Source organism: Dermacoccus sp. BD5 (assembly GCF_044878485.1).
Lineage (GTDB): Bacteria > Actinomycetota > Actinomycetes > Actinomycetales > Dermatophilaceae > Dermacoccus > Dermacoccus nishinomiyaensis.
Genome location: NZ_JANJER010000004.1, coordinates 172,234 through 183,067, shown reverse-complemented (window position 1 = coordinate 183,067; position 10,834 = coordinate 172,234). Strand labels below are relative to the sequence as shown.

The following is a 10,834-nucleotide window of genomic DNA, read 5'->3' as shown; positions in this document are numbered from 1 at the left end:
TGAAGTATTCCCATTTCTGCATGCCTCCACCCTAGAGCCACCCACCGCCGTCACGGTCGAAGCGGCCCGAGGCAGACCCCACCCCCTGACGGGGCGGGGGCCCCCCCCCCCCCCGGGGGGGGGGGGCGCCCCGCCGGCGGGCGGCGCCCCCCCCCCCCCCCCCCCCCCCCCCCCCCCCCCCCCCCCCCCCCCCCCCCCCCCCCCCCCCCCCCCCCCCCCCCGGGCGCCCCCCCCCCCCCCCCGGGGGGGGGGCCCCCACCGCACAGGTCACCGCGCATCAGACACGGTCGGAACGTCGATCAGACCGCGGCAGCGCCTTCGCCGCCACCGGGACCACCGCCGACGGCGCCACCGAAGTCGATCGGACCCGACAGGTCGTCACTGCTCGGCGTCGCGCCCTTCATGTCGGTGTCGACCTTGTCAGACGCCCGCGTGTGCTTCGACAGCGAGATCGGCGTGCCGGAGAACGTGAACGTCGCCTCCTTGCCTTCGCCCTCGACGTCGACGAGCACGAGGTCGCCCTTCGAGATCTCGCCGAAGAGGATCTTCTCGGACAGCTGGTCCTCGATCTCGCGCTGGATCGTGCGACGCAGCGGACGTGCACCGAGAGCCGGGTCGTACCCGCGCTTTGCGAGCAGATCCTTCGCGCCCTGCGTGAGCTCGATCGCCATGTCCTGATCCTTGAGGCGCTCGTCGAGCTTCGCGACCATGAGGTCGACGATCTCGACGATCTCGGCCTGCGACAGCTGCGGGAACACGATCGTGTCGTCGACACGGTTGAGGAACTCGGGACGGAAGTGCTGCTTGAGCTCCTCGCCGACCTTCGCCTTCATCCGGTCGTAGTTGCTGCGCTGGTCGTTGCCCGCGGCGAAGCCGAGGGAGACGCCCTTCGCGATGTCACGCGTGCCGAGGTTCGTCGTCATGATGATGACGGTGTTCTTGAAGTCGACGACGCGGCCCTGGCTGTCGGTCAGGCGACCGTCCTCCAGGATCTGCAGCAGCGAGTTGAAGATGTCGGCGTGAGCCTTCTCCACCTCGTCGAACAGCACGACCGAGAACGGCTTGCGACGCACCTTCTCCGTCAGCTGGCCACCCTCTTCGTAGCCGACGTAGCCGGGGGGCGAACCGAACAGACGCGAGACGGTGTGCTTCTCCGCGTACTCGGACATGTCGAGCGTGATGAGCGCGTCCTCGTCACCGAAGAGGAACTCGGCGAGCGACTTGGCGAGCTCCGTCTTGCCGACACCCGTCGGGCCGGCGAAGATGAACGAACCACCGGGACGGCGCGGGTCCTTGAGGCCGGCACGCGTGCGTCGGATGGCCTGCGACAGCGCCTTGATGGCGTCGTCGTTGCCGATGACGCGCTTGTGCAGCTCGTCCTCCATGCGCAGCAGACGCCAGGACTCCTCCTCCGTCAGCTTGAACACGGGGATACCGGTCGACGCGGCGAGAACCTCTGCGACGAGCTCCTCGTCGAGGACGGCGGCGAGGTCGACGTCGCCGGCCTTCCACTCCTTCTCCTTGGCCTCCTTCTCCTCGACGAGCTTGCGCTCGTCGTCACGCAGGGCAGCGGCCTTCTCGAAGTCCTGGCTGTCGATGGCCGATTCTTTCTCACGACGCACGTGAGCGATCTTCTCGTCGAACTCGCGCAGCTCCGGCGGAGCCGTCATGCGACGGATCCGCAGACGCGCGCCCGCCTCGTCGATGAGGTCGATCGCCTTGTCCGGCAGGAAGCGGTCGGTGATGTACCGGTCGGCCATGTTGACGGCCCCGACGAGCGCGGCGTCCGTGATCGTGACGCGGTGGTGCGCCTCATAGCGGTCGCGCAGACCCTTGAGGATCTCGATGGCCTGCGGGATCGTCGGCTCGTTGACCTGGATCGGCTGGAACCGGCGCTCGAGCGCCGCGTCCTTCTCGATGTGCTTGCGGTACTCATCGAGCGTCGTCGCACCGATCGTCTGCAGCTCGCCACGAGCCAACATCGGCTTCAGGATCGAGGCAGCGTCGATGGCACCCTCGGCCGCACCGGCACCGACGAGGCTGTGGATCTCGTCGATGAACAGGATGATGTCGCCACGCGTGCGGATCTCCTTGAGCACCTTCTTGAGGCGCTCCTCGAAGTCACCGCGGTAGCGCGAACCGGCGACGAGCGAGCCGAGGTCGAGGGTGTAGAGGTGCTTGTCCTTGAGTGTCTCCGGCACGTCACCCGTGACGATGTCAGCGGCAAGACCCTCGACGACGGCGGTCTTGCCGACGCCGGGCTCACCGATGAGCACCGGGTTGTTCTTGGTACGGCGCGACAGCACCTGCATGACGCGCTCGATCTCCTTCTCACGCCCGATGACCGGGTCGAGCTTGCCCTCACGGGCAGCCTGCGTGAGGTTGCGACCGAACTGGTCGAGCACCGTCGAACCGGCCGGGGTGCCCTCGGCGGGGCCTCCCGACGACGACGCGCCGACGCCCGCGGCCTGCGGCTCGCCCTTGCCCTGGTATCCGGACAGGAGCTGGATGACGGTGGTGCGCACCGTCGACAGGTCTGCGCCGAGCTTGACGAGCACCTGCGCGGCGACGCCCTCACCCTCGCGGATCAGGCCGAGCAGGATGTGCTCGGTGCCGATGTAGCTGTGACCGAGCTGCAGCCCCTCGCGCAGGGACAGCTCGAGAACCTTCTTCGCGCGCGGCGTGAAGGGAATGTGGCCGGACTGCGTCTGCTGCCCCTGGCCGATGATCTCCTGAACCTGCTCGCGGACGGCGTCCAGCGAGATACCCAGGGATTCGAGCGCCTTCGCGGCGACGCCCTCCCCTTCGTGGATGAGGCCCAGGAGGATGTGCTCCGTGCCGATGTAGTTGTGGTTGAGCATGCGCGCTTCTTCTTGCGCGAGCACCACGACCCGACGGGCGCGGTCGGTGAACCGTTCGAACATGTCATCTCCTCGATGCCGAGATCTCACACGATGCTAGCCGGGGCGGGTGACGACGTCAGCGTGACGCCGGATCCACCACCGGTCTTCGAAGGTGCCAACGCCGCGTGTGCCCGCCGTGTTCCGCGCCGGGCGCGTTTGGCTGCTGCGTTCGCCCAGGGCGGAACCTCGCGCCCCGATCCCGGTCGGCAGGGGCGCATGCCCTCGTGCGTCTGCCACATCCATGACGGTCGTCACGGATAAGCTGGACACGTGACTGACGGCCCCCTCGAGCTTCGCGTCTTCGGCCTCGACTTCGCGGTGAACGTGCAGCCCGAGCGTCGTGACGCCGTCGCGCGTCAGTGGCACTGGTGCCGCCCGGACGCGCCGTCACAGCGCACGATCGCGCCCTTGCCGAGCGCGCCACATCGGGTGGGTCCGGGTGGCAGTTCGGTCGGCAGCGAGAGCGCCGCAGGCTTGCGAGCAGCCGGGACGGCTGAGGTCGAGCCGGTCGACATCGCAAAGACGATCACCGTCGATCGAATCGATGACGCCCCCGGCAGCGGCTCAGACACCGGCGACTACACGCTGACGACGACGCTCACCGGCCGCGCCATCTCGGCGCGTGCGGGCGAGTTTGTCATGCTCCACGCCGGTGGAGTCTGCGACCCTGACACGGGCGTCGTCGCCGGTCTGTTCGCAGCATCGGGCACCGGCAAGACGACGGCGACGCAGCACTACTGCACGCACGGCTACGGCTACGTCACCGACGAGACGCTCATCTTCAACGACCGCCGCGACGTCATGGCCTACCCCAAGCCGCTGTCGGTGCTCGTCAACCCGGGTGTCTCCGGCGTCAAGACGCAGCACTGCCCCGACGACCTCGACATGGCGCCGCCTCGTGAGGGCGCGTTGCGGCTCGGGCCGCTCGTCCTGCTCGACCGCATTCGTGACGACGCCCGCCCTGACGAGAGCGTCAACGGCGGCGATGCGGAAGCTGACGCCACGCGCGCCGCGCCCGACCGTATCGATGCCGAGGACGACAACAGCGCCGGCACTCACGAGCCCGGCGAGGCAGAGCTGAGCGAGATGCCGCTGTTCGAGGCGTTGACGCTCATCCTGCCGCAGTCGTCGGCGATGCCGCAGATCGACGGTTGCCTCGACCTGCTCGCCCGGATAGCCCTCGCCGGCGGCGGCGTCCAACGTCTGCGTTATCGCGAGATCGCCGACACGCTCCCCCTCTTGCGCGACGTGTTCACGCTGGCGCCGCAGGAGCCGTTCTGGCGTCACGTGCCCGGCACGTGGTGGACGCAGCAGCCCGACGTCGACCCATATCTGCCGCTCGCGTCGGCGACGCTGGATGCCGCCGTCACGGCCGGCGATGGCGACGATGATCGCGCCTTCGCCACGCGCGAGGATCCCGTCGCGAGCCCTGCGGACCGCGCCGAGGCCCTGACCAACGACACCGTTCTGACGCTCGCACCCTTCGTCGACGCCCTCGTCGACGAGGACGCGCTCGAGGTATTGACGCTCATCGGCTCGACGCCCGCGCACCTGCACGGTCTCGGCGCCGTCATCCACCTGACGCTGCTCGACGGCCCCTGCTCGCTGGCTGACCTCGTCGACGTCTGCACCGCCACCCTCGGCGAGCACCCGGATGCCAACGCGCTCGTCAGACGTGCGGCCCACGACCTGCTGACGAACCGCGTCGTCCGCGTCATCCGCTGACACCTGCCCCGCTGGGGCGTTCCGCGCCGATCGACATGGCCTGCGCCGCCAACAGCCGGGGCGCCGAGGCGATCACCTCGAGCGGCTACGTTCCATGAGGACCTGTTCGCGCAGGATGTCGGCGTGCCCGCAGTGCTGGGCATGCTCGCGAAGCACGTGGAGCAGGATCCAGCGAACGTCAACGGGCCGCGCCGGTTTCCTGACCAGATGGTGTCTCCGCCCACCCCGTCCACGGCGCGTCGCGATCGTTCGCAGACGCGAGCGAAAACGTCGAGCACGGACGCCGACGTGTCGGCGTCCGTCAGGTCGAACGACTCGTCGGGCCCGGGCTGCAGGCCGAGTTCTGCACGGCTGCGCCCTGTACGGGCCTCCTCGAACCAGACCCGTTCGACGAACGTCGCGTGCTTCACCAGGCCGAGCAGCGTCGTCGTCGACGGGACGAGCCGACGTCGGGCCTCGGCCTCGCTCAACCCGTCGAGGGACGCAGCGATCATGGCACGGTGCTGGTCGATGAACACCCCGATCTGCTGCTCGAACGAAGCGTCGTAGACGTCGGGCGCGTCGGGGTTTGCCATCATCGTCCGAGTATCACACGGCGCCCAGCGCGGCTGAGCACGTCAGCTCGCTGCTTCGCCGCGTGCTTTCTTGGCCCGGTCGACGCTGGCCTGCAGGGCGGCGAGCAGGTCGACGACCTCGGCGCTCTCCTCCGGCTTGTCTTCGGGTTCCTTGACCTCGCCGCCCGCGAGCTTGGCCTCGACGACCTCGCGCACGGCCTGCTCGTAGGTGTCCTCGTACGCCTCGGGGTCGAAGTCACCCGACAACGACTCGACGAGCATCGCCGCCATCGCCTGCTCCGAATCCGTCACCTCCGCCTTCGCCTCGAGGACGGCGAAGTCGGGCTCGCGCACCTCGTCGGGCCACAGCAACGTCTGCAGGACGATGGCCTTGCCCTTGACGCGCAGGACGGCCACCGTCACGCGCGTGCGCAACGACACCGTGACGACGGCGACGCGCCCGCTCTCCTCGAGCGCGCTACGCAGCAGGGCGTACGGCTTGAGTGCCGCCTTGTCGGGCTCGAGGTAGTAGACCTTGTCGAGCACGAGCGGGCTGATCTGCTCGGCCGACACGAACCGGTCGACGGCGATCTCCTTGCTCGTGACGAGCGGCAGGTCGGCAAGGTCTGCGTCCGTCAGCACGACCATCTGCCCCTCGGGCGTCTCGTACCCCTTCGCGATGTCGCTGTAGGCGACCTGCTCGCCGTCGATCGAGCAGACACGCTGGTACTTGATGCGTCCGCCGTCCTTCTCGTGCACCTGACGGAACTGCACGTCGTGGTTCTCCGTCGCCGAGTACAGGCGTACCGGCACGTTGACGAGGCCGAAACTGACGGCACCCTTCCAGATCGCTCGCATCCCCTTCGCGCCCTTCTCGCTCGTGCGGTGTCACATCTAGGGTGAGCCTATGCGCCCGATGCTCGCGACACCGACACCTCACGTGCCGAGCGGGCCCGCGTGGCGCCACGAGGTGAAGTGGGACGGCGTCCGCGCCATCGTCACCGTCCGCGGCGGTGAGGTGACGATCGCGACGCGCTCCGGCGCCGACTGCTCCGCGCGCTTCCCCGAGATCACCGGTTCACGCCTGCGCGACTTCGACGACCTCGTCCTCGACGGCGAGCTCGTCGCCCTGACGAACGGGCGGCCCGACTTCCGCGCCGTCATGCACCGACTCGCCCCCGGCGGCGGACGCTCACGCATGCGCGCCGCCAGCCCCGACGAAGCCGCGGCCCTCGCACGAACTCCTGTGCAGCTCATGACGTTCGACGTGCTGCGCGCCGCCGGGCACGACGTCATCACCCTGCCGTGGAGCGCGCGTCGTGAACTGCTCGACGGCGCCGGAATCGGTGGCTCGGGCGACGACGGATCGAGCGCCACGGCCTCCGCGATCCAGGTGCCGCCCGCGCATGACGACGGCGACGCGCTGCTCGCCGCGACCCGTGACGCGGGCCTCGAGGGCGTCGTCAGCAAGCGCGTCGATTCACCGTATCGCCCGGGCGTGCGCAGCGAGGACTGGCTCAAGAGCGTCCACCGCACCCGCGAGACGTTCGTCGTCCTCGGTTGGCGACCGGTCGACGGCACCGTCGGCGCGCTGGGCGCGATCCTCGTCGGCGAATGGGCCGACGGCGAGCTCGTCTATCGCGGACGCGTCGGCACCGGATTCTCGGCCGCGGCCGGGCGCGCGCTGCTCGAGTGGCTGACGCCGGCGCCCGAGCCGGCCGTGCCGCGCGATGCTCTCGCCGCGGAGGACGCCGTCGGCACCCACTGGGTGCGCCCCGAGATCCTCGTCGACGTCACCCACCTGGGGCGCAGCGCCGGCGGGCGGCTGCGTCAGCCCGCATACACCGGGCTGCGCCTCGACATCGCCGCACGTGAGGACGACGCATGAGCCCCGAGGTGAGCCCCACCGTCGTCGAGGTCGACGGGCGGACGCTGCGCCTGACGAATCTCGACAAGATCCTGTACCCCGCGACGGAGACGACGAAGGGTGAGGTACTGCACTATTACGCGAGCGTGGCACCGCGAATTCTCGCGCAGACGAAAGACCGGCCAGTCACCCGGCTGCGTTTTCCGCATGGTGTCGGAAAACTCGAGTTCTTCGAGAAGAACACCCCATCGGGCGCACCGCACTGGATCGAACGCGAAGAGATCGACAAGGTCACCTACCCGTTCGTCGATTCCGTCGCCGCTCTCAGTTATTTCGCGAACCTCGCCTCCCTCGAATTCCACACACCCCAGTGGCGCTGGCGGGATGGCAAACGCGAAAATCCTGACCGCATCGTTCTCGACCTCGACCCGGGCGCTCCCGCGGGGCTCGACGAATGCGCCGCGGTCGCCGTCATGCTGCGCGAACTGCTCGGTTCTCTGGGCTGGCCCAGCGTTCCTGTCACCTCGGGCAGCAAAGGAATGCAGATCTACGCACGCCTCGACGGCACCCATTCGAGTGACGATATTCGCGAGTTCGCCCGCACCCTCGCGGAGAAGCTCACCGAGATGCGCCCCGAACTCATCACCGCGAAGATGACGAAATCACTACGCCCCGGCAAGGTGTTCATCGACTGGTCGCAGAACGTCGCGGCCAAGACGACCATCACCCCATGGTCGCTGCGTGGCCGCAACCGGCCGTTCGTCGCCACGCCGCGAACGTGGGACGAGATCGAGACGGCCCGCACCAAGCCCGGCTCCCTGCGGCAGCTCGACCTCCACGACGTGCTCGACGAACGACTCGACCGGCCCGACCCGATGGACGCCCTGCTCCGCTGAACGAATCAAACAACGAGACAAGAGCACGCAAGCGCGTCGAGCCGACACGACAGAAGGACCCTGCACTTTCCACACGGAAAGCACAGGGCCTTTCTGGAAGTTCTTCGCGCCGTGGCGAACGTCAGTTCTTCGTGGCGGCGTCGTAGGCCTTCATGAGGTCGGCCGAGACGCGGCCTCGGTCACTGACCGCCCAGCCGTTCGCGCGGCCCCAGTCACGAATGGCATTGAGGTCGGAACGACCACCGCCGCGCGTGGAGGACGCCTTCGACTGCTGCTTACGACCGCCGACCCGACGAGCGTGACCGACCCAGGTGGCGAGAGAATCACGCAGCTTGGCGGCGTTCTCGTCGGACAGGTCGATCTCGTAGTTCACACCGTCGAGGGCGAACTGGATGGTCTCGCTCGCGTCCGAGCCGTCGATGTCGTCTTCCAGCGTGACATGGATGCGCTGAGCCATGATCGGCTCCTTTCGAAGTGCGAATGATTCTGCCTCGCAGGGGCGAGGCGACGAACCCGACATTACCGTCCGATAAGCGAAAGAGCGAAACCCGGCAACCGATTTCGCTCTTTCCCCGAGTGTTTTTTCAGACGCAATTCACGCGACTGGAATGGGGGCGATCATTCCGGGGGCGTCGTCGCGCGAGAACTCATCGTTCCGGGTGCAGCCTTCGGCAGGTGCGCATTCTGCAGACGCGCCTCCTCCTCGCCGGGCGCGACGGCACCCTTCGTCAGGTCGTGTTCGCGCTCCCATTGCGCCTGCGCGACGCGTTCACGCCGGTCGCCCTCCATGATGTGACGCAGGATGAGGTAGAACAGGCCGAGAATTCCGATCGACGGAATGAGCGTCTCGATGGCCGGCCACAGGCTGTCCACGGGCTCCACTTCCTTTCACGTGCAGCCGCGTCGCCGGGCCGCTCCAGGTGTTCAGTCTACGAGGCCGCGGTTCAGGCCTCGCGACCGCCGACGACGAGGGGGACGTTGTCGATCAACCGGGTCGTGCCGACCTTGGCCGCGACGGCGAGCAGCGCCTCCCCGCGGAAGTACTCGGGCACCTGCTCCAACGTGACAGGGTCGACGAGCACGAGGTAGTCGACGAGGGCCAGCGGTTCGCGCACGAGGACGTCCCGCGCAGCGCGCCGTACAGCGGCAGGGCCGGAGTTACGAGCGGCCTCACCGGCCTGGAGGGCCTTCGACAGGCACAGCGCGACCTCGCGGTCGGCGTCGCTCAGATAGGCGTTGCGGCTGCTGAGGGCTAGCCCGTCGGACTCGCGGACGGTCGGTACGCCGACGATCTCGACGGACATGTCGAGGTCACGCACCATGCGCTTGATGAGCAGCAACTGCTGCGCGTCCTTCTGGCCGTAGTAGGCGCGCGTCGGGTGCACGATGTTGAGCAGCTTGTTGACGACCGTCAGCATCCCGTCGAAGTGGCCGGGGCGCGACGCACCTTCGAGGACGCCGCCCAGCGGGCCCGCCGAGACGCGCACGCCCGGCTCACCGTCGGGGTAGACGACGTCAGGGCTCGGAGCAAACACGAGGTCGGCGCCCTCGCGCTCGCAGATCTCCAGGTCGTGCTGCAGCGTGCGGGGGTAGCGCGACAGGTCCTCCCCCGCCGCGAACTGCAGCGGGTTGAGGAAGATCGTGACGACGACGGCGTCGTTCTCCTCGCGCGCGCGACGGATGAGCGTCGCATGCCCCTCGTGCAGGGCCCCCATCGTCATGACGACGCCGACGCTGCCGCCGAGGCGGCCGCGGGCGTCGGCGAACTCGGTGCGGGCGTGGGTGACGACAGGTGCGGTCATGCGTGGCTCCCGGTGGCGTGGTCAGGGACGGGGCTCGAACCTGACGGGGTGGGTGTCGGAGATTGTGGAGGAACGATCGGAGCGGACGGATCAGGGCGTCGGGGGCTCGGGGCCCACCCCGCCCTGGCCTGGTGGCCCGCCGCGCCCCTCGAGCGCGGTGAGGACGGCGTCGATCTGCATCGGGGTGAGAGCGCCGCGCGCCGAGCTGCGTTGCGCGGTCGCGAGCGCGAGCGCGCGGTAGGTCGGGGGAATGTCGAGTGCCACACCAGTGTGGGCGAGCGCCTCGAGCATGTCGAGGTGACGCGTCAACGTGCCCGCGTCGCCGCGCGCGACGGGGCCCGTCAGCGCCTTGTCGCCGCGTTCGAGGGCGTTGTCGAGCGCGGCCTCGAGCAGCGGACGCAGCAGGCGGCCCGGGTCGTCGACGTCGATGCGGCGCAGCAGCTCGGCGGCCTGCGCGACGAGGGTGACGAGGTGGTTCGAGCCGTGCGCGAGCGCCGCGTGGTACTGCGTGCGATCGGCCTCGTCGACGGTGAACGGCTCGCCGCCCATGTCGAGCACGAGCGCGTCGGCGACCATGCGGTGGTCGGGCATCGCCGTGACGGCGAACGGGCAGCCGGCGAGGCGCGTCAGATCGACCGCGGTGCCGCTGAACGTCATCGCCGGGTGGATCGCGAGCGGCACCCCGCCGGCCTCGACGACGGGCGCGAGCACGCCGATGCCCTGCGCGCCGCTCGTGTGGACGACGATGCGCGGGCCGAGCGTGCCGGGGAAGTCGAGGCCGTGGACCAGAGCGGCGAGTTCGTCGTCGGGCACGGTGAGCAGGACGAGATCGGCGGCCGCTGCGACGCCGACCGGCTGCTGGACGGGGACTCCGGGCAGCAGCGCCTCAGCCCGCTCGCGGCTCGCCTCGGACACACCGCTGACGGCGACGACGTCATGCCCCGCCTTGCGCAACGCCGCCCCCAGCACCGCACCGACTCGCCCCGCACCGATGACGCCGACGCGCAGGCTCGGCGCACCCGGGAGCGGGGTCGGCTGCTCGAAAGTCACCCGCCCAACGCTACTCCCGTCCGCGAGGTCCTCGAGT

Annotated in this window: 9 protein-coding genes and 1 pseudogene; 3 read left to right on the top strand and 7 right to left on the bottom strand. The window is 69.2% G+C overall.

The genetic code is table 11. From position 1 onward, the window contains the following. Positions 1–299: 299 nt before the first annotated feature. Positions 300–2,924: an ATP-dependent Clp protease ATP-binding subunit gene (locus NQ706_RS05275; protein WP_404360518.1), complete on the bottom strand. Its 2,625-nt coding sequence runs from the start codon at positions 2,922–2,924 to the stop codon at positions 300–302. Between the two features lie 249 nt (positions 2,925–3,173). Between NQ706_RS05275 and NQ706_RS05270 the strand changes: the two genes are divergently transcribed. Further along, positions 3,174–4,628 carry a hypothetical protein gene (locus NQ706_RS05270; RefSeq protein ID WP_051806175.1) on the top strand — a complete coding sequence of 485 codons (1,455 nt, stop codon included), beginning with the start codon at positions 3,174–3,176 and terminating at the stop codon, positions 4,626–4,628. 72 nt (positions 4,629–4,700) lie between these two features. On the opposite strand, the pseudogene NQ706_RS05265 reads toward NQ706_RS05270, so the two are convergent. Both NQ706_RS05265 and NQ706_RS05260 read right to left on the bottom strand, forming a co-directional pair. Further along, positions 4,701–5,122: pseudogene (locus NQ706_RS05265) on the bottom strand (DinB family protein). A 123-nt stretch (positions 5,123–5,245) separates the two neighbouring features. After that, positions 5,246–6,040: a Ku protein gene (locus NQ706_RS05260; protein ID WP_038569472.1), complete on the bottom strand. Its 795-nt coding sequence runs from the start codon at positions 6,038–6,040 to the stop codon at positions 5,246–5,248. A gap of 49 nt (positions 6,041–6,089) precedes the next feature. Here NQ706_RS05260 and ligD (NQ706_RS05255) point away from each other — a divergent pair, with 49 nt between their 5' ends. Then, positions 6,090–7,070, top strand: a complete 981-nt coding sequence (ligD, locus tag NQ706_RS05255; protein WP_038569475.1) for a non-homologous end-joining DNA ligase — start codon at positions 6,090–6,092, stop codon at positions 7,068–7,070. Then, positions 7,067–7,945: a non-homologous end-joining DNA ligase gene (ligD, locus tag NQ706_RS05250; RefSeq protein WP_038569478.1), complete on the top strand. Its 879-nt coding sequence runs from the start codon at positions 7,067–7,069 to the stop codon at positions 7,943–7,945. Before ligD (NQ706_RS05255) ends, ligD (NQ706_RS05250) begins: the two co-directional genes overlap by 4 nt. A 121-nt stretch (positions 7,946–8,066) precedes the next feature. Here the strand turns inward: ligD (NQ706_RS05250) and NQ706_RS05245 are convergent, their stop codons facing one another. From NQ706_RS05245 to NQ706_RS05230, 4 genes are all read right to left on the bottom strand, one after another. Then, positions 8,067–8,402, bottom strand: a complete 336-nt coding sequence (locus tag NQ706_RS05245; protein WP_038569481.1) for an Lsr2 family protein — start codon at positions 8,400–8,402, stop codon at positions 8,067–8,069. Positions 8,403–8,563: 161 nt separating this feature from the next. Then, a complete protein-coding gene (locus tag NQ706_RS05240) occupies positions 8,564–8,818 on the bottom strand; it encodes a hypothetical protein (RefSeq protein ID WP_038569485.1) in 255 nt (84 codons plus the stop codon). 71 nt (positions 8,819–8,889) lie between these two features. Beyond that, on the bottom strand, positions 8,890–9,747 hold the full coding sequence (panC, locus tag NQ706_RS05235; protein ID WP_038569490.1) for a pantoate--beta-alanine ligase: 858 nt from the start codon (positions 9,745–9,747) through the stop codon (positions 8,890–8,892). A gap of 90 nt (positions 9,748–9,837) precedes the next feature. Continuing rightward, a complete protein-coding gene (locus tag NQ706_RS05230; protein ID WP_038569494.1) occupies positions 9,838–10,797 on the bottom strand; it encodes a Rossmann-like and DUF2520 domain-containing protein in 960 nt (319 codons plus the stop codon). Positions 10,798–10,834 lie beyond the last annotated feature (37 nt).

Coding starts and splice junctions, on each gene's coding strand:
- NQ706_RS05275 (WP_404360518.1), bottom strand. CDS start 2,924: ATGTTCGAACGGTTCACCGACCGCGCCCGTCGGGTCGTGGTGCTCGCG.
- NQ706_RS05260 (WP_038569472.1), bottom strand. CDS start 6,040: ATGCGAGCGATCTGGAAGGGTGCCGTCAGTTTCGGCCTCGTCAACGTG.
- ligD (WP_038569475.1), top strand. CDS start 6,090: ATGCGCCCGATGCTCGCGACACCGACACCTCACGTGCCGAGCGGGCCC.
- ligD (WP_038569478.1), top strand. CDS start 7,067: ATGAGCCCCGAGGTGAGCCCCACCGTCGTCGAGGTCGACGGGCGGACG.
- NQ706_RS05245 (WP_038569481.1), bottom strand. CDS start 8,402: ATGGCTCAGCGCATCCATGTCACGCTGGAAGACGACATCGACGGCTCG.
- panC (WP_038569490.1), bottom strand. CDS start 9,747: ATGACCGCACCTGTCGTCACCCACGCCCGCACCGAGTTCGCCGACGCC.